This is a genomic window from Amycolatopsis pittospori (assembly GCF_013870525.1).
In the GTDB taxonomy this organism is placed as follows: Bacteria; Actinomycetota; Actinomycetes; order Mycobacteriales; family Pseudonocardiaceae; genus Amycolatopsis; species Amycolatopsis pittospori.
Genome location: NZ_JACBXD010000031.1, coordinates 58971 through 80996 on the forward strand (window position 1 = coordinate 58971; position 22026 = coordinate 80996).

Annotated in this window: 16 protein-coding genes; 11 read left to right on the forward strand and 5 right to left on the reverse strand. The window is 69.4% G+C overall.

The window, feature by feature from the left end; translation table 11 throughout:
* Positions 1–13: 13 nt before the first annotated feature.
* Together pdxR and H5J31_RS19220 are read left to right on the forward strand one after the other, a co-directional pair.
* The gene (gene pdxR / locus H5J31_RS19215) at positions 14–1381 is read left to right on the forward strand and encodes a MocR-like pyridoxine biosynthesis transcription factor PdxR (RefSeq protein WP_181773978.1); all 1368 of its coding nucleotides are present in this window, start codon (positions 14–16) and stop codon (positions 1379–1381) included.
* 108 nt (positions 1382–1489) lie between these two features.
* A complete protein-coding gene (locus H5J31_RS19220) occupies positions 1490–4549 on the forward strand; it encodes an AfsR/SARP family transcriptional regulator (protein ID WP_328701549.1) in 3060 nt (1019 codons plus the stop codon).
* On the opposite strand, the gene H5J31_RS19225 is transcribed toward H5J31_RS19220, so the two are convergent.
* A complete protein-coding gene (locus H5J31_RS19225; protein ID WP_181773979.1) occupies positions 4531–5073 on the reverse strand; it encodes an ArsR/SmtB family transcription factor in 543 nt (180 codons plus the stop codon). The genes H5J31_RS19220 and H5J31_RS19225 overlap by 19 nt on opposite strands.
* Before the next feature lie 75 nt (positions 5074–5148).
* On the opposite strand from H5J31_RS19225, the gene H5J31_RS19230 reads away from it, so the two are divergent.
* Positions 5149–6360, forward strand: a complete 1212-nt coding sequence (locus H5J31_RS19230) for an MFS transporter (protein ID WP_328701550.1) — start codon at positions 5149–5151, stop codon at positions 6358–6360.
* A gap of 238 nt (positions 6361–6598) precedes the next feature.
* Here H5J31_RS19230 and H5J31_RS19235 read toward each other — a convergent pair whose 3' ends face one another.
* Both H5J31_RS19235 and H5J31_RS19240 read right to left on the reverse strand, forming a co-directional pair.
* The gene (locus H5J31_RS19235; protein WP_181773981.1) at positions 6599–8767 is read right to left on the reverse strand and encodes a DUF6461 domain-containing protein; all 2169 of its coding nucleotides are present in this window, start codon (positions 8765–8767) and stop codon (positions 6599–6601) included.
* A gap of 87 nt (positions 8768–8854) precedes the next feature.
* On the reverse strand, positions 8855–9214 hold the full coding sequence (locus H5J31_RS19240; protein ID WP_181773982.1) for an arsenate reductase family protein: 360 nt from the start codon (positions 9212–9214) through the stop codon (positions 8855–8857).
* Between the two features lie 90 nt (positions 9215–9304).
* Between H5J31_RS19240 and H5J31_RS19245 the strand changes: the two genes are divergently transcribed.
* Positions 9305–9874, forward strand: coding sequence for a YdeI/OmpD-associated family protein (locus H5J31_RS19245; RefSeq protein ID WP_181773983.1), 570 nt, complete (start codon positions 9305–9307; stop codon positions 9872–9874).
* Between the two features lies 1 nt (position 9875).
* Here H5J31_RS19245 and H5J31_RS19250 read toward each other — a convergent pair whose 3' ends face one another.
* A complete protein-coding gene (locus tag H5J31_RS19250; protein ID WP_181773984.1) occupies positions 9876–11081 on the reverse strand; it encodes a PP2C family protein-serine/threonine phosphatase in 1206 nt (401 codons plus the stop codon).
* 119 nt (positions 11082–11200) lie between these two features.
* On the opposite strand from H5J31_RS19250, the gene H5J31_RS19255 reads away from it, so the two are divergent.
* The 7 genes from H5J31_RS19255 to H5J31_RS19285 all read left to right on the forward strand — a co-directional run bounded on the left by H5J31_RS19255 (position 11201) and on the right by H5J31_RS19285 (position 20924).
* Positions 11201–13249 (forward strand): hypothetical protein, encoded by a 2049-nt coding sequence (locus H5J31_RS19255; protein ID WP_181773985.1) that lies wholly within the window; start codon positions 11201–11203, stop codon positions 13247–13249.
* Between the two features lie 161 nt (positions 13250–13410).
* Positions 13411–13833 carry a DoxX family protein gene (locus H5J31_RS19260; RefSeq protein WP_181773986.1) on the forward strand — a complete coding sequence of 141 codons (423 nt, stop codon included), beginning with the start codon at positions 13411–13413 and terminating at the stop codon, positions 13831–13833.
* 405 nt (positions 13834–14238) lie between these two features.
* A complete protein-coding gene (locus H5J31_RS19265) occupies positions 14239–15531 on the forward strand; it encodes an extracellular solute-binding protein (protein ID WP_181773987.1) in 1293 nt (430 codons plus the stop codon).
* On the forward strand, positions 15528–16514 hold the full coding sequence (locus tag H5J31_RS19270) for a carbohydrate ABC transporter permease (protein ID WP_181773988.1): 987 nt from the start codon (positions 15528–15530) through the stop codon (positions 16512–16514). Before H5J31_RS19265 ends, H5J31_RS19270 begins: the two co-directional genes overlap by 4 nt.
* The gene (locus H5J31_RS19275; RefSeq protein ID WP_181773989.1) at positions 16511–17341 is read left to right on the forward strand and encodes a carbohydrate ABC transporter permease; all 831 of its coding nucleotides are present in this window, start codon (positions 16511–16513) and stop codon (positions 17339–17341) included. The genes H5J31_RS19270 and H5J31_RS19275 overlap by 4 nt, the downstream gene beginning before the upstream one ends.
* Before the next feature lie 3 nt (positions 17342–17344).
* Entirely contained in the window at positions 17345–18790 is a 1446-nt protein-coding gene (locus tag H5J31_RS19280; RefSeq protein WP_181773990.1) for a glycoside hydrolase family 3 protein, read from the forward strand.
* 211 nt (positions 18791–19001) lie between these two features.
* Positions 19002–20924 (forward strand): GTP-binding protein, encoded by a 1923-nt coding sequence (locus tag H5J31_RS19285; RefSeq protein ID WP_181773991.1) that lies wholly within the window; start codon positions 19002–19004, stop codon positions 20922–20924.
* A 151-nt stretch (positions 20925–21075) separates the two neighbouring features.
* Here the strand turns inward: H5J31_RS19285 and H5J31_RS19290 are convergent, their stop codons facing one another.
* Complete coding sequence (locus H5J31_RS19290) at positions 21076–21954, reverse strand: NAD(P)-dependent oxidoreductase (RefSeq protein ID WP_181773992.1); 879 nt, start codon at positions 21952–21954, stop codon at positions 21076–21078.
* Positions 21955–22026: the final 72 nt, after the last annotated feature.

Sequence of the window (22026 nt, forward strand, 5' to 3'; positions counted from 1 at the left end):
ACAGTCCATTCACATGAGGGATTCCCAGACCAATCCGGCTTGGGACGTCCTGCTCGACCTGTCCGGGCCGGGTCCCCGGCACGAACGCCTCACCCGGGCGCTCCGCGCGGTGATCCGCGACGGCACACTCGGCGAGTCCGCCACGCTTCCGCCCAGCCGGGCCCTCGCCGTGGATCTGGGCTTCTCGCGCTGGGTCGTCACGCAGGCGTACGAGCAGCTGATCGCGGAGGGCTACCTCGCCGCGCGCACCGGTTCGTCCACCGTCGTGCGCTGGTCGGCGGCCGGCGCCGGGCCCGCGAAACCGGACCGGCCCATGAACGCGCAGGCGGGGATCGACCTCGCGCCGGGCCTGCCCGATCTGCGCCATTTCCCCCGCGAGCGGTGGGCGGACGCCGTCCGCGAGGTCCTCGCCAACGCGCCGCACGGCGAGTTCGGCTACCCGATCCCCGGCGGGCATCCGCGGCTCAGGGCGGTACTGGCCGACTACCTGCGCCGCTGCCGGGGCGCCGTCGTCGACGACGTGCGCATCGCGTTCGGCGTCACCGACGCGTTCGGCCGCGTCTGCCGGGCGCTTCACTCGGCCGGGATCACCCGCGTCGCGGCCGAGGAGCCGGGATGGCTGAAGCTGCGTGAGGTCGCGACGCGGGCCGGTCTCGACGTCGTCGGCGTCCCTGTCGACCAAGACGGTTTGCGCGTCGACGAGATCCCGTCCGGCGTACGCGCGGTCCTGGTGACGCCGGCGCATCAGTTCCCCACCGGCACCGTGCTCTCCCCCGCCCGCCGCGCGGGACTACTGGGCTGGGCCCGCGACGTCGACGGCCTGATCATCGAGGACGACTACGACGCCGAGTTCCGCTACGACCGGCGTCCGGTGGGCACGGTGCAGGGGATGGATCCGGCGAGGGTCGCGCTGCTCGGCTCGGTCAGCAAGACGCTCAGCCCGGCACTCGGCCTGGGCTGGTACGCCGTTCCTCCACAGTGGACGGACTTGGTCGAGCCCACACCGTCACCGCCGGCGCTGGACCAGCTGGCGTTCGCGACCTTCCTCGAACGCGGCGCGTACGCCAGGCATCTGCGCGCGGCCCGGCGGCGCTACCGGGCCCGGCGCGACGCGCTGGTCACCGCGCTCGGCCCACTTCCGCTGTCCGGCGTCGCCGCCGGACTGCACCTCGTCCTGGACCTGCGCGAAGACGCGGAAGCGGCGGCCGTGGTGAGGCGGGCGGCGGCCAGAGGCCTGCGCGTGTCCGATCTCGACGACTACCGGGCCACCCCCAGTGGACCCGGGCTCGTCCTCGGCTACGGCAACCTCGCCGACGGTTCCGTCGGCACCGCCGCCCGCCTGCTCCGTGAGGCCATCGGGGAGGAGGCCTCACGGACGTGATCGTGACAGGCACCGGTTTCAACCCGGCAACACTCCGCAGTAGCCTGGCGAACGGGAAGGTGAGCGCGTATTTCCGGCTTCGGTTTCGGTGTACTCGGCCCGCTCGAAGTGACCCGCGACGGGAAGCCGGTGACGATCGGCGGCCCCAAACTGCGGGTCCTGCTGGCGGCGCTGCTGGTGCGCGCGAACACCACGGTCTCGCTGGACCGGCTCGCGGATCACCTGTGGGGCGAGGACCAGCCGTCCACCGCCCGCAAGAGCACGCAGGTGTACGCGCTACGCCTGCGCCGGACGCTCGGTGACGGCCTGATCGAAACCCGCCCGGACGGCTACCTGATCCGGGTGCGGCCCGACCAACTCGACCTCCTCCGGTTCCGGCAGCTGGCCGAAGCGGGCCGGGAGGCGGGCAAGGCGGGTGACTCCGCCGCGGAACTCGCTTCGCTGGCCGAGGCGCTGGAATGCTGGCGCGGCCGTCCACTGTGCGACGTCCCGTCGGAATCCCTGCAGCGCGACGAAGCCGCACGACTCGGCGAAGACCGGCTGCGCACGCTGGAGCGCTGGATCGAGGCCGGGCTCGAAGCGGGCCGGCACGGGGAACTGGTCGCCGAGCTGATCACGCTCACCAAGGAACATCCGTGGCAGGAGACGTTCTGGGCGCAGCTCATCGTCGCGCTCGACCGGTCCGGCCGCCGCGCCGACGCGCTGGACACCTACCGCTCGATGCGCCGGATGTTCGCCGACGAACTGGGCATCGAACCCGGACCGCGGCTCCGGCGCGCGCACGACGCGATCCTCCACGAGGGACCGTCCACGGAGCCCCCGCGCGAGACGATCTGCCAGCTGCCGCCGGACGTCCACCGCTTCGTCGGCCGCGCGGGCACGATCGCCGAGCTGGCCGCGCTGTCGCTCACCGAGACCGGGCGGAACGTGGTGATCTCCGGGCCACCCGGGGTCGGGAAGACGGCGTTCGCGGTGCACGTGGCGCACCGATTCCGGCCGCATTACCCCGACGGTCAGCTGTACGTGAACCTCCAGGGGTACGCCGCGGGCCCACCGCTCGACCCGTCGGCCGCGCTGACCCGGTTCCTCGGCGCCCTCGGCGTGCACCGGGATCGCGTCCCGGCCGAGCCCGCCGAGCAGGCGGCGCTGTTCCGCAGTGTGCTGGCGGACAAGAAGATGGTGTTGCTGCTGGACAACGCGGTGCACGTCGACCAGGTCCGGCCGCTGCTGCCGGGCCGTCCCGGCTGCACGGTGCTGATCACCAGCCGCAACGACCTGCGCGGTCTCGCGGTCGACCCGGGCGCGGTGCACCTGCCGCTCGGCGTACTCACCGAGCCGGAGTCCCGAGCGGTGCTCGCCGAGTTGCTCGGTCCCGAGCGCACCACTGCCGAACCGGACGCGGTCGGCGAACTCGCCGCGGCCTGCGCGCATCTGCCCCTGGCGCTGCGGATCGCCGGGGCGAACCTCGCCGCCGACACCGGCCGCGGCATCGCCGAGTACACCGCCGAGCTGACCAGGTCCGGACGGCTCGAGGAACTGGCGATCGACGGCGACGCGTCGTCCGCCGTGCGAGGCGCCTTCGACCGGTCCTACGTCCGGCTTTCCGAAGAGGACCGGGCACTGTTCCGGATGCTCGGCCGGGTACCGGGCCCGGACTTCGGCGTCCCGGCGGCGGCCGCGGTCGCCGGCCTGCCACGGGCGGAGACCGGGCGCGCGCTCGACCGGCTCGCGGCGGCGAACCTGCTGCAACGGCACGCCCCCGGCCGGTACCAGTTCCACGACCTCATCCGTGAGTACGCCGCCGAACGCGGTCACGCCGAAGACCCTCCGGAACACGCCGCGGCGGCCCTGTCCCGGATGATCGACTCGTACGTCGAGACCGCGGCGATGGCGACCCGCGTGCTGTACGCCGGCGCCGCCTCGCCGGTCTTCGACGAGCACACGGCGCTCCGCTGGCTGGACACCGAGCGCTACAACCTGGTCGACACGATCGCCCACGCCACCACCGATCCCGCGTACCAGCCCGCCGCATGGCGGCTGATCGACGTCCTGCGCGGCTACCTCCAGGCGAGCGGATACGCCCGGGAGGCCGTCGCGGCCTGCACCACCGCGCTGCGTTCGGCGACCGAAGCGGGCGATCTGCGGGCGCGGCTCTCCCTGCTCGACGTCCTCGGGCAGATGTCGCACAACCTCAGCGACTACGGCCTGGCCGTCGAGCATTTCCAGCAGGCCCTCGAAGCCGCCCGGGAACTGAAGGATCTCGACGCGGAGGCCGACGCGCTGCGGAATCTCGGCCGCGCTTCCAGCCAGCAGGGCAAGGCCAGGCAGGCACTGCACTTCCACGGCCAGGCGTTGTCGGTCAGCCGCGCGGCGGGCAACACCGGAGCGGAAACGCTGGCGTTGAACTACATCGGCGTCATCCACACGTTCTCCGGCAGGCCGAGGACCGCGGTCGGCTGGCATGAGCGATCACTGGCACTGGCCAGGGAAACCGGGCAGCGGGAGGCGGCGTTCCACGCGCTCAACGGCCGCGGGATCGCGTTGTGGGCGCTGGGCAGGCTCGAAGAATCCCTCTCAGACCACGAACAGGTGCTCGCGTACACACGCGAGTCCGGGCACGGTTTCGGCGAAACCGCGACCTTGGTCTGCCTCGCCGAGACCAACTGCGACGCGGGACGCCTCGATCTCGCGATGGCGCAGGCACAGGAATGTCACGCCCGGTCGGTGCAGATCGGCGACCGGCGCGGTGAGGCGACGGCCGCGGAGGTCATCGCGACCGTACGGAACCGGCGGGGAGAGCACGTCGAAGCGCTCGTGGGCCTGCACGAGGCACTTCACGTGTTCACCGAAATCGGCTTCGGCTACGGGGAGGGGTCGGCCCGGCTCGGCCTCGCCATCGCGTACCGGAGCCTCGGAGAAGCCGCGAAAGCGTTGGAGTACAGCGAAAAGGCGTTGACCACGCTGCGCGAGAACGGTCAGCTTCTGCTCGAAGCCGACGTCCTCACCGAAATCGCCCGCGACCGGCTCGACCTCGGGGAGCCGGAGGAGGCCCGCCGTGTGGCCGGCGAGGCCGTGCGACTGGCCGCGAAACGAGGACGGCGGCTTCCCGAAGAACGGGCGCGGGAGGTCCTCGAACTCATCCGGGGGAATCACTCCGCCAAGCGGTGAAGCAGGACGATTCCGTTCAGCAGTGGACGATCGAGCCGCTCGTGGTCGGTGGCCATGTATTCGTCGAGGATGTCGAGGATGCGGTTGTCGAGTTCGGCGACCTCCTCCGGTGAGAGGTGCAGCGCGAAACGTTCGACGAGCCGCACCGACGTCGGCCCGGCCTCGCGGAGTTCGTCCTGGAACGCCTCGATCGGCCCGAAGCGGGTATCGGCGTCCTCGTCGTTCAGCGGGCCGTCCAGCCACCAGGTCTTGCCCACGTTGAGGTAAGGCTTCTCGAGCGCGCCGCTGGCACCGGTACGCACCGGCGCCTGTTCCAGCAGACCGGCCTCGACCAGCTGCCGCACGTGGTAGAGCACCGTGCCGGGATCCTTGCCGAGCCGGTCGGCGAGTTCCTTGTTGGTCAGTTCGCGTTCCCCGCAGAGCCGGAGGATGCGCAACCTCAGCGGATGGCCGAGTGCCTTGGCCTCGCGCGCCGTCGCCTCGCGCCGTCGTTCCGCGACCCTGGCGGCGACCTGATCGTCCATGAACGCAGCGTAGCCGACCAATGGAGAAAACCCGCATCGATGGAGTTTTCTCAATCGATGTGCGATCCTCGATCGGTGACCGCGCTGGGGACCGCCTACTGGCGGCTGTGGACGTCGTCGGGCCTGTCGAACCTGGCCGACGGAATCGTCAAGATCGCGCTCGTCCTGGTGGCCATCCACTTCACCCGGTCACCCGCGCTCATCGCCGGGCTGGCGTTCGCGCTTTCCCTGCCGTGGCTGGTGTTCGCGCTGCACGCCGGCGTCCTCGCCGACCGCGTCGACCGCCGTCGCGCGATGCTCACCGCCAATGTGCTCCGGGCAGGCCTGCTCGCCGCGCTCACGGCCGCCGTCACACTGGGCCTCGGGTCGATCTGGCTGCTCTACGCGGTGGCACTGGGACTCGGGTTCGCGGAAACCGTGCATGACACGGCGGCGCAGGCGATCCTGCCGCAGGTCGTCGGCCGCGATCAGCTGACCCGGGCCAACAGCCGCCTCTACGCCGCCGAACTCACCGCCAACGAGTTCGTCGGCCCACCGGTGGGCGGTTTCCTCGTGGCCGCAGGCGCATTCGCCACCTTCGCGACGCCTTCGGTGCTGTGGGTCGTCGCGATCGTCGCGCTCTTCTTCGTCCCGGGTTCCTTCCGTGCCGAGCGAAAGCAAGACACGAGCGTGCGTGAAGACCTCGTTGAAGGACTCCGCTTCCTTTGGCGGAACAGGCTTCTGCGCGTCATGGCGATCATGGTCGGAGGATTCAACTTCGCCACGAGTGCGATGCTCACGATCTTCGTGCTCTACGCGGTGGGGCCGTCCTCGGCGATGGGGCTGTCAGAACAGGCCTACGGCTTCCTGCTGGCGGTCATCGCGTTGGGCAGTTTCGCGACGTCGTTCGTCGCCGAGCGGATCGAGCGCGCGTTCGGGCGTTCCCGGTCTCTGATCGTCAGTCTGCTCACCGGCGCCGCGCTCGTCGGGATTCCCGCGGTGACCACGAATCCGTACGTGATCGGCGCGGTGTTCTTCGCCGGCGGCGCCGGTGTCGTCGTGTGGAACGTCATCGTCGTTTCCCTGCGGCAGCGGATCATCCCGGACCATCTGCTGGGACGCGGCACCAGCGGCCACCGGCTCGTCGCCTGGGGCACCAGACCACTCGGCACCGTGGCGGGCGGGCTGCTCGCCGAGACCGTCGGACTCCGGCTGGTTTTCGCGGTGATGGCGGTGGTCGTCCTCGCGCTGCTGGCGGGCATGCGGGTCCTGACCGACGAGCGGATGACCGCGGCGGAACCGGCCTAGCTCGGCGAAGGCATGGTGGCGTGGTCGGTGCCAGTGGTCGTGAGTGGTGTCGTCCGTTCAATCACACGTGCCGTCCTTCTGATCACACGTGCCGTCCCTTTCATCACACGCGCCGTCCTCCTGATCACACGTGCCCTCCCTTGGCGACCACGGTGAGTCGGGCTCGCCGCCGTGACCGAACGGACGGCACACGTGATCAGACGGACGGCACACGTGATCAGGTGGACGGCACCCGTGATCAGGCGGACGGGGCCTGGTCCACCAGTCGCCGGGCGTGGTCGAGCAGATCCGCGGCCGAGGCACCGGCGGCGTACCGCGACGCGTCCAGCGCCTGGATCGCGGCGCCCAGCGGGTCCGGGTTGGTCGCGCAGTGGATCGCCTTCCACAACCAGGCGTGCTCCTGATGCGCCCGCAGCTGTGACTTCCTGATCCGCATCACGGCCTGAGGACTCAGCAGCCGATGCTCCAGGGTGGCCGCGATGACGGGGTCTTCGGCGGCGGCCGAAGCCTCGGCCGCCACCGAAGCCGCGCGCCAAGCCAAATCACGCAAGGTCTCGTCCGGCAGGAACGCCAGTTTGTCCGTGTCGGCACCCAGCGGGCCGTTGCCGGGGAACCGGCGTGCACCGTCGGCTTCGCGCGCCTCGGGATACAACTCCGGCATCTGCGGCACGATCCGGTAGGCGACGTCGGCCGCCACCATCCGCTCGATGTCCTCGGGCGCCATCCGGTACCCGGTGTACCGCTCGACGGCGACGAACGCCCGCTCGCGCCTGTCCCGATAGTTGTCGAAATCGAGGCCCGCCAAGGCTTCGATCACGTCCGGGTCTTCGGCCTCGTCCGCACAGCCGAGTTCGAACGCCGCGTGCACGATCCCCTTGTCCGCGAAGGACAACCGGGTGACCGCGTTGATGTTCCAGAAGAAACTCGCCGTCCGGCCCGCCCGCGACAGCGGTTCCAGCACCGGCCGGTGCGAACCCTGGAACCCGTTGAACTCCACGGCCAGCACCCCGCCCTCGACGCGGAGCACGACCACCCAAGGGTCGAGGTCGAAGTCCTCCGACAGGTCCAGCGCGGACACCGGCTCGGCCGGGTCGGCGCCGAAGCCGCGAAGCACCTCTTCCGGGGAAGCGCCCGCGACCATGGTGACCGTCGCCGCCTCACCGAGGTCGCTGTCCCCGACCCAGCGGTAGACGGCCTCCGGCGGGGCCTCGATCTCCGGCACGGGCTCGCCGCGCAGGACGTAGCCGAGCCTGTCTCCCCGTTTGTGCACGATGTCCGGCCCCGGCGGCGCCTGCCAGAGCACGAGTTCGTAGCGCTCCTTCTCGTCGCCGTCCCGGCCGATCGCGTGCACCCGGACCCGGAAATCTCCGGGCCACGGCGGGGTTTTCGACGTCTGGGAGGCACTCTCGCCCAAGGTGGCGTCACCTTGTTCCGCCCGCCAGGAGAGCTCGACCACCTCGTCCCACCAGTCGAGTTCCACGGCGTCCGGCGGCCCTTCGAGGATCCGCGTCGACACGTTCACGCGCCCTTCGCCGAGCCCCGTCCGGACGGCGACACCGCCGGGAACCGTGACGGCGAGGCCGTTCCCGCTGAAATCCGCCTCACCTTCGACCCGCCGCTCGGCCAGGGTGAACCGGTGCCCGCTCACTTCGGCCGAACCGGACGACGCCCTCGGCAGCACGTACTCGGCCCGGCGCTTCCGCAGCAACGCGGCCGCATACGCGGGCGGCATCGGACTTCGGCTCAACAGAGCCGAAACAGCACCCAATGCGACCCCGACGACGGCCGCGGGCTTCCCGGCGAGCAGCGGGGCACCCACTCGCCGCAGGATCGGGGCCGCGACCGCGACGGCCAGCGCGAGATGGACCACGCCATGCTCCGCGGCGAGTTCCTCCTCGCCGTCGAACTCCGGCCCGAGCGCCAGAAACGGGCGGATGGCTTCGTGTGCGGCGACCTCGGCGACCAGCGCCAGGATCAGCGCGGAGATCCCCGGCCGGAGCTGATCCAGTAGCCGCACGGCCATGACGGTCTCGGGATTCGGTCCGTCCATCGTCGCGAAGCCGAAGGCCTGCGGCGTCGCGTCCGGACCGGACACCGACGCTTCGACCTCTTCCGGGACCGCGAACGCCAGCTCGTCCAGAGTCAGTTCGAGCGCGCCGAGCAGCCGTTCCGAAATCGGATCGCCGAGGGAACGCAGCCGGCTGAGCGCCGCCGATTCACCGGAACCGCTCACCAGCCGCCCAGCCCGCAGGTCGAAGACGTCCGGCCTCATCGCCGGCGCGCCCAGCCTGCCGAGCGCCGTCGCGGGACCGCGCGGAATCCGCCCGCGCAGCAACGGGAACAGCTCGGCGGCTACCGGCACCAAAGCGTCCGCCAACCCCGGCGGCACCTCGACGTGCTCTTCCACCCCAGACCTCCACGCTTTCGACGACGGAGGCACGGTAGCGGCACCCACCGACGTTTTCCGGCGATCGGCCCGGCTTCAGGAAATCGTTCAGGAAGGAAGAACCGACTGGACCGCTTCCGGCGTGCGCGCGACGACCGTCGTGCCGTCGTCGGCGGTGATGATCGGCCGCTGGATCAGCTTCGGATGCGCGGCCAGCGCCTCGATCCACCGTTCGCGGTCGGCGGGCGTCCGGCCCCAGGTCTTCAGTCCGAGTTCCTTCGCCACCGGCTCGGCGGTACGCGTGATGTCCCATGGCTCGAGTCCGAGCCGCTTGAGGACGGCCTTCAGTTCCTTCGCCGTCGGCGGCTCCTCCAGGTACTTGCGGACGGTGTACTCCGCGCCCGCCTCGTCCAGCATCGACACGGCCGAGCGGCATTTGGCGCACGCCGGGTTCACCCAGATCTCCATCGAGGCCACCTTTAGTTCGAAAAGTGCTCAGTCGATGAGCACTTTACTTCCGATGATGGTCACAGACGTTACGACGAAAGGAACCCGGCCATGAGCGAGCCCACCTTCACCGCCGCCACCCCTGCCGAGTGGCGCGCCTGGCTGGCCGCCAACGCCGGCACCGAACAGGAGGTCTGGCTGGTCATCCACCACAAGGACAGCGGGGTGCCGAGCATCCGCATCCACGAGGCGATGGAGCAGGCACTGTGCTTCGGCTGGATCGACGGCCTGCACCGCAAGAACGACGCCGCCAGCTCCCGGCTCCGGTTCACCCCTCGCGGTCCCCGCAGTTCATGGAGCCGGGTCAACCGCGAGCGCGCCGCGCGCCTGATCGCCGAGGGCCTGATGACCGAACGGGGACAGGCGATGATCGACCTCGCCAAGGAGAAGGGCCGCTGGCAGGTCGTACCCGACGGCGAGGGCGTCCCCGAGGACCTGCGCGCCCGGTTCGACGCCGACCGGACCGCTCGCGACAACTTCGAGAAGTTCCCGCCGTCGTCGAAAAGGCTGATCCTGGAATGGATCCTGACGGCGAAGAAGCCGGAGACCCGGGAACGGCGGATCGACCGGACCGTCGAACTCGCCGCCCGGAACCTCCGCGCGAATCACCCGATGCGGTGACTCAGTCGCCGTCGTGCCGCGCGACGAGGAGCGCGATGTCGTCCTGCGCCGGCGTTCCGCCGACGAGCGCGGCCATCACCCGAGAGCACACCACTTCGGGCTCGTCGGCGGTGACGACGTCGGTGAGGCGCTGCAGGCCGACGTCGATCAGGTGATCGCGGCGCTCGACGAGACCGTCGGTGTAGAAGGCGAGCACGGACCCGTGCGGCACTTCGACGACGCTTCTCCGGCGCTTCGAAACGATGACACCGATGGGCGGATCGACCGGCACATCGACGAACACCGACCGGCTGCCCGGTATCGCGAGCACCGGAGGCAGATGGCCCGCGAGGGAAAGCGCCACCCTGTCGTGTGACGGCGGCACGATCCCGTACGCGACGGTGGCCAGCGCGTCCGGCTCGAAATGGTGGACCTTCCGATCCAGTTTGGACAGCACCTCCGCCGGATCGTCCGATTCGAGGGCGTAGGCGCGCAGCGCGCTGCGCAGCCGTCCCATGATCACGGCGGCGGTGAGCCCGTGCCCGGCGACGTCGCCCATCACGATGCCCAGCCGGTCCCCCGGTAAGGGGAACAGGTCGTACCAGTCACCGCCGACCCCGGGCTCGGTACCCGGCACGTAGCGGGCGGAGAACCGCAAACCGTCGATCTCGGGCAGCCGCCCGGGCAACAGGCTCCGCTGCAGAGCCGACGCGGCGGCGCGATCGCTGGTGGAGACGTCGATCTGCAGCTCCAGCGCCAGCCGCGCGGCCACCAGTTGCAGCAGCTCGACGTCGGTCTCGGGGAACTCCCGCGGCGTCACCGACCCGACGTGCAGCACGCCGACGAGTTCGTCGCCCGCCAGCATCGGCACACCGAGCAAGGTGCGCAGGCCGCGTTCCCGCAGGAGCACGTTGACCACGGTGGTCTCGTCGACCCGGTCGAGGACCACCGGACGCCGTTCCGCCGCCACCCGGCCGGCGAATCCGGCACCGACGGCGATCCGGACGTTCTGGTAGACCTCTTCTTCGATCCCGGAAGCGGCGATGGCCTGCAACAGCTGCGCGGACGGGTCGTGCCGGAGCACGGTGGCCGTGTCGGCACCGAGCACCTCGCGCACGCGCGCGAGGATCGTCGCCATCACCTTGTCCTGGTCGAGGTGGCCCAGGGCCGAGTCGGTGATGGCTTCGAGCACCTGGAGGCGGTCGTCGGCCGTCGGGGTCCCGGACATGGGGGAAGACTAGCCAGTCGGACCGCGCGTTTTCTTCATCGGTCTGCCTGAAACCCCGGCACCGACGGAACGACGGGAGTTAAGATCCGGCGTCGACGTCATGTTCTGGGGGCAGAACGATGGAAGTGGAACCACGCCGCGAGGACGCGGGCGGCACCGACGGGGCCGAGATCACCCGGCTCTGCCGCACACTGATACCACTGGCTGCGGCCGGTAAACACGCCGAGGCGGCATCGACCTACCGCTGGGTGAGCCGGGCTTCGACCGGCGCGCCGCATCGCTATGGCGACCACGCCCTGCGGCTGGAGTTCTGCGCGCTCACCGGCAACGAGCACACCGGATTCGATCTTCTGTCGCTTTTGGACGGTGTCGGCGACCATCCCGACGCCGACGACAGGCTGGAGTTCTTCGTCGCGGCCGCCCTGCTCACCCGCAGGCTGACGGAAACGGGATACGGCGAGATCCGGTTCGTTCTCAACGGCCCCTACGACGGCCTTTCCCTGCGCCTGCTGCATCGCCGGATGCGGGCGGCGGCCTTCGTCGAGGCCGAGGAACTCGACGAAAGCGACCGCACCACCTACTTCACCGACTACGCCGAACGCAAGATGGCCGCGAAACCGGTCGCGGAGTTCGTACCGCTCCTGCCTTCCGCGCTCCCCCGGGTCCCGATCCTGCCGCCACCGGACCTTTCGGCCGAGGAACTCGTCGTCCGCGCCGAAATCCACAATCAACGGTGTGAGGCGGAGAAGGCGCGGGCGTGCCTCGTCGCGATCGACGCCGTGCCGGAGGCGATCGCCCCACGACTGGCCGAATTGCGCGCGATCTTCTTCCAGGGCGCCGACACCGAGGAACGACTGCGCCTCGCGGCCGCCGGGTTCCGGCGCGAGGGCGACGAAACCCGGTTCCTGCTCAACCAATGCTGGCTCGGTCTCTGGCTGGTCTTCGACGACCAGGCCGAGTCCGGGGTCGCGTTGACGACGGTGGCGGCGGCGCGGTTGCGTGCCGGGACCGACGACCGGGCCGCGGCCTGGGGCGAGCACTGGCTGGCACACGTGCTTTCCGGGCAGGGCCGCACACCCGAGGCGTACGAAGCCTTGCGACGCGGGGCCGAACGCGCACGCGAGGTGGGCGACCCGTTGCTCCTCGGGACGCTCCTGTGCCTGGAGGCGTCGCTACGGAACGGCGACGGCGAGGATCCCGTCGTCACCCTCGAACTCGCCCAAGAGGCGACGGACGCCTTCATCCTCGGGAACGTCGGCGAGAAGGCCGTCGAAGCCGTCGAGCAGGCCCGGATCGCTTACGAGCGCGCGGGATCGCTCGAAGAACTCGACGTCTTCGTGGAACAGCTGCTCTCGTCCTTGCCCATGGGTGGCCCGGAACGGTTACGAGGTCACCTGCGTCAACTCCGGGCGGTGTCCCTGATCGGCACCGGCCGGTTCACCGACGCCGTCGACGACGCCTACGCCTCGCTGGGCATCGCGGCGTCGAGGGGCAAGGACACCGCGGAACACTGGTACGTCCTCGTCACCGCGCTGCACGGCGCGGGCCGGTACGACGAAGTGCTCGACGTCGCGCCCCGCGGCATCGACCTGCTCGCCGGACTGCCCGATTGGGGCCACCGGTGCCGGTGGATGTACGCCGACGCCTACCGCGCGCTCGGCGAGTCCTCCCGTGCCTTCAACGAATACGCCGCCCTGGCGGAGATCCTCGAAGAAGCGGGAGACACCGGGCACTCCTACATTTCGGTGAGCATGGCGGCCGCCGAACAACTCGACCTGCTCGGCTACGGCGCGAACGCCGCCGACTTCTACGCGCGCGCCGCCGACGCCGCGCTGGCGATCGGCGGCGGCTACGTCGCCGCCACCTGCCGCAACGCCGCGACGCTTTCCCGGCTGAGATCCGGCGACCTCGACGCGGCACTGACCGCGCTCGACGCCGCGGAAACCGCCGTGCAAGCCGTCCAAGCCGAGGCCGCGCCCGCCCGCGAACACCTCATCGCCCAGCTCGACCACGTCGCCGCCCACGTGCTCAGCGCCGCCGGCCGGGTCCGGGAAGCCGCCCGCCGAGCCCTCCGCGCGGCGGAGACGTTCCACCGGATAGGCGAAGCCGATTCCGCCCGCGACGTCGACCTGTTGCTGGAGCAGATCCTTCTCGGAGAACAGACTTGACGAGTGTCCTGTTCCGTCAGTGTCCGTGAAGGCCTCCTTCCCTACTCTGAGGGTTGGGAAGGAGGCCTTCACGGACAGCGGCCGCGGGGAACCCCACGCCCGCGTTCAGTCCTCTGGATGCGACCTTGCCAGCCGAGGTGACCAGGAGAAAGATGCCCGACATGTCCGAAGGAGCCAGCGGGACCCGAAGCCTCAGCGTCGGCGTGATCGCGCTGTGGATCGTGCGTATCGCACTCGCCGCCGAGTTCCTGTACAGCGGTTATCTGCTGTTCGCGGGCGGGCACACCGAGCAGACCTTCGAGCAGATCGGACTCGGCCAGTGGCTCCGGTACGTCACCGGCGTCCTCGAAGTCGGCGGCGCGATCGGCCTGCTCATCCCCCGCCTCGGTGGGCCGGCGGCACTGCTGCTGGCCGGGGTGATGGTGGGGGCGAGCATCACGGAGCTCTTCATTCTCACCAACGGCGGGCCGGTCCTCCCGCTGGTCCTGCTGATCGCTTCCGCGACGCTGGCGTGGTTCCTGCAGGATCAGACCAGGGCGCTCCTCGGGATCGAGCCCCCGCCCGACGAAGAGGACTACCGATAGCCGGACCGCGGTCCGAGTTCAACGAATTGTTCTCTCGGCGGTAGCCCCGAGCCCACGTCCTGAAGGCGCCCTCAGGACGTCTCCGGCCCTGCCACGCGTCCGCACAGCGAACGCGAGAGCGGCCTTCCTCCGAACGGCTCAGTGTCGCGCCGCCGAACGCACCGATCACCGGAACAGTCAACGAAAAACCGCATGTCAGCGCGCCTCGCGACAAGCTGTCGAGCATCGCGAAATCCGACCGTGAGCGTGATCATCCGCTCACTCAAGGTGAAAGATTGCGGCTCGTTTACAACGAACCGGCCACCTGCTTGACAGTCGGAGTGGTACGTACCACGCTGCCCGCATTGGTCTACACCATTTTGTGGGAGCCCGGCATGGTGGCCGGGCATCGAAAGGACGGCACGAGTGAAGCGCTGGCTCAAGATGACTGCGGGCGCCGCGGCCATCACCCTCGCGACGGCGGGCTGCGCCGGTTCCGGCAGTGGCGACAGCACGAATTCGAGCGCTCCGGCCTCGAACGGCACGCTCACGGTCTGGCTCATGACCGGGACCGCCCCGGAAGCATTGACGAACTCGCTCCACAAGGAATTCGAAGACGCGCACCCCGGCGTCAAGGTCAAGTACGAGATCCAGCAGTGGAACGGCATCCAGCAGAAGCTGACCACCGCGCTGGCCAGCGACAACCCGCCGGACGTGATCGAGCTGGGCAACACCCAGACCCCCGCGTTCGCCAACCAGGGCGTGCTCGCCGACCTCACCTCGAGCGTCGGCGATTTCAACGGCGACCAGTGGCTCAAGGGCCTCAAGGCCTCCGGCGAGTACGACGGCAAGACCTACGGCGTGCCGTTCTACGCGGCCAACCGTGAGGTCATCTACCGCAAGGACATGTTCGAGCAGGCGGGCATCACCGCGACGCCGAAGTCGCGCGCGGAGTGGCTCGACGCCATCACCAAGCTCAAGGCCAAGTTCGGCAGCGACCCCGAATTCCAGGCCCTCTACCACCCCGGCCAGAACTGGTACGAGCTGCTTTCGTTCATCTGGGACGAGGGTGGCGACATCGCGCAGGCCAACGGGAAGTCCTTCAAGGCGACCCTGGACTCCGCGCAGGCCAAGGCCGGTCTCGAGTTCTACAAGCAGCTCACCGACGCTTCGGGGACCAAGGCGCCGAAGGACGCCGACGAGGCCACCCCGCAGCAGGCCGGCATCTACGGTGCGGGCAAGGTCGCGATGATGGTCGGTGTTCCGGGTGAGGTCGACACCGCCGCCAAGACCGACCCGTCCATCAAGGACAAGTCGGCCGCCTTCCCGATCCCGGGCAAGAACGCCGGCCAGTCGGCCCCGGTCTTCCTCGGTGGTTCCAACCTGGTCATCCCGGCCAACAGCAAGAACGCGGCCGCGGCGAAGGACTACGTCAAGCTCTTCTCGACCTCGAAGTACCAGACAGAGCTGGCCAAGGCCGGTTACGTCCCCGGTACCTCGACCGACGTGTCCGCGCTCGACGCGAACCCGCTGACCAAGGTCATGGCCGAGGCGTCCAAGAACGGCCGCGCCGTCCCGACCAGCCCCAAGTGGGGTGACGTCGAGTCCGGTCAGAACCCGATCAAGGACATGCTGACCGCTTACCTGACCGGAACGAAATCGCTCGACCAGGCGACCGCCGACGCCAACGCAGCGCTCGACAAGCTCATCGGCGGATGACCACGACGAAAGATGTGACGATGCCGGCGGGGTCCACCCCGCCGGCGTCGCCGCGCATCAAGCCCCCGAAGTCCAATCGGCGCCTCCGTCTCGGCGAACGCTCGGCGCCGTATCTGTTGATCTTCCCGGCGCTGATCGCGGTGCTGGTCCTCCTCGGCTGGCCGACGCTCCAGCTGATCGGGATCAGTCTTCGCAAGCTCGACCTCCGTGAGCTGGTCTCCGGAGAGATGGTCTGGATCGGGTTCGAGAACTTCACCACGATCCTGTCCGACTCCGAATTCTGGGAGATCACGATCCGGACGCTGGTGTTCACCGCCGCGGTCGTGATCGCCACCCTGCTGCTCGCGCTGTTCATGGCGCTGCTGATGCGGCATCTGAACCCGGTGGTCCGGGTGATCCTGCAGGTCGCGCTGATCCTCGCGTGGGCGACCCCGGTGCTCGCGACCACCACGGTCTTCCAGTGGATCTTCGACCAGCAGTACGGGATCCTGAACAAGACGCTCGCGAAACTCGGCTTCGACGGGTTCATCGGGCATTCCTGGTTCTCCACCGGCCCGAGCACGCTGACCGTGATCGGCCTGCTGGTCGTCTGGCAGGCCGTGCCGTTCGTGGCGTTCACGCTCTACGCCGGGCTCCTCGGCGTCCCGAAGGAGCAGTACGAGGCCGCGGGCATCGACGGCGCCAGTGCCTGGCAGGCGTTCTGGGCGGTCAGCTGGCCGGCGATCCGGCCGATCCTGACCATGGTCACGTTCCTGTCGGTCCTGTGGGACTTCAAGCTGTTCGCCCAGGTGTGGGCGATCCGCCAGGGCGGGCCGGACGGCGCCAGCACGACGCTGCCGGTCTACATGTACCTCAAGGGCCTCGCGGGCAACCACTTCGGCCTGGCGGCGACCGCCGCCCTGCTGATGATGCTCGTGCTGATCCTGCTCACCGCCCGGTACGTCCAGCTGCTGGTGCGCTCGAAGGAGGCCGACCTGTCATGAAGAAGTCCCTGATCCAGCGGATCGGCCTCGGCACGTTCGGCGTGATCGTGGCCCTCCTGTTCGTCTTCCCGACGTACTGGATGGTCACGTCCTCGCTGAAGACGCCGGGCCAGGTCCTGTCCCCGGACTACGACCTGATCCCGTCCTCGGCGACGTTCGACAACTTCGTCACGGCGCTGACGAAACCCGGGTTCGCCACCTACCTGACCAACAGCCTGATCGTCACGATCGGTGCGGTGCTGTGTTCGCTCGTCGCAGGTGTACTGGCCGCGGTCGCCCTGTCCCGGATGCGTTTCCGCGGGCGCAAGGGTTTCCTGCTGCTGGTGCTGATCGCGCAGCTCGCCCCGTTCGAGGCGCTCTTGATCCCGATGTACCTGCTGATGCGGGACGCCGGGCTGCTCAACCAGCTGCCTTCGCTGCTGCTGGTGTACTTCGCGGCGACGCTGCCCTTCACGTGCTGGATGCTCTACGGCTTCGTCAACGGCATCCCGTACGACCTCGAAGAGGCCGCGATGATCGACGGTTGCAGCCGGGCGGGCGCGTTCCGCCGGGTGACGCTGCCGCTGCTCGCGCCGGGACTGGTGACCACGTCGGTGTTCAGCTTCATCACCGCGTGGAACGAGTTCCTGTTCGCGTTCGTGTTCATGCGCGACCAGAACAAGCAGACGCTGCCGGTGTGGCTTTCGTCGTTCCGGACGGCGTTCTCCGTGGACTGGGGCGGCATCATGGCGGCGTCGGTCATCTACGCCGTGCCCGCGCTGGTGTTCTTCATCATCGTGCAGCGCAAGCTCGTATCCAATCTGACCGCAGGCGCAGTGAAGGGATAATCCTTGTCTTCACCGGAAAAGCTCGCCGGATCTGTTCTCGTATCGGGCTTCGACGGCACCACCGCGCCGGATTGGCTGCGGCGCAAGGTCGCCGACGGCCTCGGCGGCGCGATCCTGTTCGGCCGCAACGTCGTCGACGACGAACAGGTGGCCGCGCTGAGCGCGCAGTTGCGGGCGGAACGGCCCGACGTGCTCATCGGCATCGACGAGGAGGGCGGTGACGTCACCCGGCTCGACGTCGCCACCGGCTCGTTCGTCCCGGGACCCCTCGCACTCGGCGCCGCGGACGACGTCGAGCTGACGGCGTCGGTCGCCGCCGCGCTGGGGGAACGGCTGGCCGCGTGCGGGGTCACGATCAACTTCGCCCCTTGCGCGGATCTGACCCTGACGCCGGAGGATCCCTCGATCGGGGTCCGGGCGTTCGGTTCGGATCCGGTGAAGGCGTCGCCGCATGTCGCGGCGTACATCACCGGCCTGCAGAAGTACGGCGTGGCCGCGTCGGCCAAGCATTTCCCCGGGCACGGGGCCGCGACCGACGATTCGCACCACGCGCTGCCGGTCCTGCCCCGGACCGAGGCCGAACTGAACGAGATCGAGCTCGTCCCGTTCCGGGCGGCGATCACGGCCGGGGTGCGAGCGGTGATGACCGGGCATCTCGTCGTGCCCGCGTGGGGTGATCTGCCCGCGACGCTCAACCCGAAGGCGTTGACCGACGTCCTGCGCGGCGAACTCGGCTTCACCGGCGCGGTCGTCACCGACGCGCTCGACATGGGCGCCGTCGCCGGCGAACTCGGCAAGACCGAGGGCGTCGGCCGGGCGGCGGTGCGGGCGCTGGTCGCCGGCGCGGACGCGCTCTGCCTGGGTGGCGTGTCGTTCGAAGAGGACGAGCTGAACCGGATAGCGGCGGTCATCGCGGCCGCGGTCGAAGCCGGTGAACTGCCGTTGGAGCGACTGGTGGAAGCGTCCGAACGGGTCGCGGCCCTCGGCGCGCCCCCGGTGGCGACGGAGATCTCGCCGGTGGACCACCGGCTCGGTCTGGAAGCCGCACGGAAGGCGTTGCGGATCCAGGGTTCGCCGAAGCTGAGCGGCCCGCCGCTGGTGATCGACGTCGAGACCGAGCCGATCATCGCGGCCGGGCCGATGCCGTGGGGGCTCGGCTCGCATCTGACCGAACTCGTGCCGGGCACGCGTGCGGTCAAGGTCGGTGCGGACGGGATCGCGACCGCGATCGACGCCGTGCACGGCGCACGCGACATCGTCGTGGTGACGCGCGAGGCGCACCGCCACCCCGAGGTCCGCGAGTTCCTGAGCTGGCTCCAGGAATCCACTGTGGACTACATCCGGGTCGAGACCGGCGCGCCCGGGCCGGACACCGGTGACGGGCCGCGGATCGACACGTTCAGCGGGTCCTACGTCAGCCTCCGTGCCGCCGCGGAGTACCTGGCCTGATCCCCCGCGTTTCGTCCTCTGAATGCGGTACTTGCACGCGCAAGTACCGCAACCAGAGGACGAAATGCGTCGAGGGGTAATTCGGTTGCGAGAGCGGCGGATGGGGTGTGTAGTCGGGAAGATCGGTTCCCGGCCTAGGAGATGATCGTCTTGCCCGTGTCTATGTCCTCCCACCAGGTAATTTCCGCCTACCTCAAGGACAAGACACTTCGTGAAGACCCTCAATCTGGGGATTCTGGCGCATGTTGACGCCGGGAAGACGAGCCTGACCGAGCGGCTCCTGCACACCGCCGGGATCATCGGCGAGCTGGGCAGCGTCGACGACGGCAGCACGCAGACCGACTCGCTGGCGCTGGAACGCGCCCGCGGGATCACCATCAAGGCGGCCGTCGTCTCGTTCGCGATCGGCGACGTCACCGTCAACCTGATCGACACCCCCGGTCACCCCGATTTCATCGCCGAGGTCGAACGCGCGCTCGGCGTGCTCGACGGCGCCGTCCTGGTGCTGTCGGCGGTCGAAGGCGTCCAAGCGCAGACCCGCGTCCTCATGCGGACACTGCGACGGCTGCGCATCCCGACGCTGTTGTTCGTGAACAAACTCGACCGCCGCGGCGCCGATCCGGAGCGCGTCTTCCGGGAGATCGCCGGGAAGCTCACCCCTTCGGTCCTCTCGATGGACGTTTGGTCCCCCGACCGGACGGTGGACCTCCTCGCGACGCTCGACGAGGACTTCCTGACCGAATACCTCACCGATCCGGACGCGTTCCCCTCGTCCCGGCTCCGCGCCGAATTCACCGCGAAAGTGGCCGAGGGGCGGGCGTATCCGGTCTATTCCGGCTCGGCGATCACCGGAGCAGGGATCGACGAGCTCCGCGACGGCATCGAGAACCTGTTACCCGCCAAGGAAAGCGACGTCGACGGTCCGCTGTCGGGCACGGTGTTCAAGGTCGAACGCGGACCCGGCGGCGAGAAGATCTCCTACGTCCGGCTGTTCTCCGGCAGCGTCGCCGTGCGTGACAAGGTCCCGGTCGGCGAAGGCGAAGGCAAGGTGACCGCGATCAGCGTCTTCGACGGCGGTTCGGCCGTATCCACCGGAACGGCCGAGGCGGGGCGGATCGCGAAACTGTCGGGACTCGACGTCCGGATCGGCGACACCCTCGGCGCCGCGTCCGGTCACGAGCTCGAACGACTGTTCTCCCCTCCGACGCTCGAAACCGTCGTCTCCCCCGTCGACACGGCCGATCGCGGGCCGCTGCACCAGGCGCTTTCCCAGCTGACCGAACAGGATCCGCTCATCGGCCTGCGTCACGACGAGATCCGCCGGGAGATCTCCGTTTCACTGTACGGCGAGGTGCAGAAGGAGGTCATCCAGGCGACGCTGGCGGGCGAGTACGGCATCGACGTCGCGTTCAGCGAGACCACCACGATCTGCGTCGAGCGGGTGGCCGGCACCGGTTCGGCCGTCGAAATCATCGACAAGGCGCCGAATCCCTTCCTGGCGACGGTCGGCCTGCGGGTCGAACCCGGGCCGCCCGGAAGCGGGATCTCCTTCCGCTTGGAGGTCGAACTCGGCTCGATGCCGTACTCCTTCGTCAAAGCCGTCGAGGACACGGTGAAGGAGACGCTGCGCGAGGGCGTCCACGGCTGGGAAGTGCTCGATTGCGTGGTCACGATGACGCACTCCGGGTACTGGGCCAGGCAAAGTCACGCGCACGGCACCTTCGACAAGAGCATGTCCAGCACCGCGGGCGACTTCCGCGACCTGACCCCGCTGGTGCTGATGGCGGCGCTGCGTGAGGCCGGGACCACCGTGCACGAACCACTGCACCGGTTCACCCTCCAGGCACCGGCCGACACGCTCGGCCCGGTCACCGCCTTGCTCGCCCAGGCGCGTGCGGTGCCGCGCACGACGCTCACGCGAGGCGGGACCTCCGAACTCGAAGGCGAGATCCCGGCGGCGAAAACCCATGAGGTGCACCAGCTTCTGCCCTCGGCGACGCGCGGGGAGGGCGTCATGGAGACCGCCTTCCACGGCTACCGGCCCGTCCGGGGAGCCGCGCCTTCACGATCGAGGACCGACCACAACCCGTTGAACCGCAAGGAATACCTGCTACGCGTGCAGCGCCGCGTGTGAGGTCGTGAGTGGCAGGTCGTTCTAACGCGACTTACCACTCACGACCCCCTTGCCCACCCGCCCTCCGGAGTTGCGAAAGCCACTTTCGCAACCTTCAACGTTGCGAAAGTGGCTTTCGCAACACCCGACCGCCATCAGTCCTCTGGATGCGTCAGGGGTGCCGGGCTTCGAGGGCCTTGACGACGGCGACCATGTCCGCGTCGCCGAAACCGAGCCGCGCGGTCTCGGCGTAAAGGGCACGGGACGCGTCGATCAGCGGCAAGGCGAGTCCCGCTTCCCCGGCCGCCGCCGCGATCAGCTCGACGTTGGCCAAAACGTTCGCGATCGAGGCCTGGGGCGCGAAATCCTCAGCGGCGAGTTTGGGCGTCTTGACCCGCAGGATCGGGCTGGCCAGCTGCCCGGCGCCGAGGACGCCGGCGAGCAGACCGAGATCGAGCCCGTGCGCACGGGCGAAGTGAACGGTCTCGGCCAAGCCGGTCACGACGGCGGTCAGCTGCACGTTGACCGCCAGCTTCATCAGGAGCCCATTCGGTACCGGCCCGCAGTGCACGACTTCCCGGCACAACGGCCCGAGCAGCTCCTGGACCTCCTCGATCACACCGGGCTCACCCGCGAGCATCGCGACCAGTTCACCCGCTTCGGCCGGGACCCTCGAACCGGAGACCGGTGCCTCCGCGTACTTCGCCCCGGCCGCGCGGAGTTCGCTCTCGAGTCCACGGGAATACCCCGGCGCCGTCGTTCCCATGTGGACGATCGTGCGGCCCGCCACCCGTCCGGCGAACGAGGGACCTCCGCGGTCGAGCACGGCGTCGACGGCGGCCGCGTCCTTCACCATCAGGATCACGACTTCGCACCGCTCGAAGAGCTCCGCCGCGTCCTCGGCGGCCTCGGCTCCCGCGGCCACCGGCTCCGAGGCCCTGCCGGGGGTGCGATTCCAGACGAGCAAGGGGATTCCCGCCCGTGCCAGGTTCACTGCCATCGCTTCGCCCATACTGCCCAGCCCGGCGAAACCTACTCGTGGAGTACCCATGGGACCCACTCTGCGGTAAGGCCCGGAGCCGGCGTGGCCGATGCGATTTTCCTGTCGAAAATCGCGAGGAAT

Excerpts from the sequence above, each read along its gene's own strand:
- pdxR (WP_181773978.1), top strand. The coding sequence starts at position 14 with ATGAGGGATTCCCAGACCAATCCGGCTTGGGACGTCCTGCTCGACCTG.
- H5J31_RS19225 (WP_181773979.1), bottom strand. The coding sequence starts at position 5,073 with ATGGACGATCAGGTCGCCGCCAGGGTCGCGGAACGACGGCGCGAGGCG.
- H5J31_RS19240 (WP_181773982.1), bottom strand. The coding sequence starts at position 9,214 with ATGGAGATCTGGGTGAACCCGGCGTGCGCCAAATGCCGCTCGGCCGTG.
- H5J31_RS19245 (WP_181773983.1), top strand. The coding sequence starts at position 9,305 with ATGAGCGAGCCCACCTTCACCGCCGCCACCCCTGCCGAGTGGCGCGCC.
- H5J31_RS19250 (WP_181773984.1), bottom strand. The coding sequence starts at position 11,081 with ATGTCCGGGACCCCGACGGCCGACGACCGCCTCCAGGTGCTCGAAGCC.
- H5J31_RS19255 (WP_181773985.1), top strand. The coding sequence starts at position 11,201 with ATGGAAGTGGAACCACGCCGCGAGGACGCGGGCGGCACCGACGGGGCC.
- H5J31_RS19260 (WP_181773986.1), top strand. The coding sequence starts at position 13,411 with ATGTCCGAAGGAGCCAGCGGGACCCGAAGCCTCAGCGTCGGCGTGATC.
- H5J31_RS19270 (WP_181773988.1), top strand. The coding sequence starts at position 15,528 with ATGACCACGACGAAAGATGTGACGATGCCGGCGGGGTCCACCCCGCCG.
- H5J31_RS19275 (WP_181773989.1), top strand. The coding sequence starts at position 16,511 with ATGAAGAAGTCCCTGATCCAGCGGATCGGCCTCGGCACGTTCGGCGTG.
- H5J31_RS19290 (WP_181773992.1), bottom strand. The coding sequence starts at position 21,954 with ATGGGTACTCCACGAGTAGGTTTCGCCGGGCTGGGCAGTATGGGCGAA.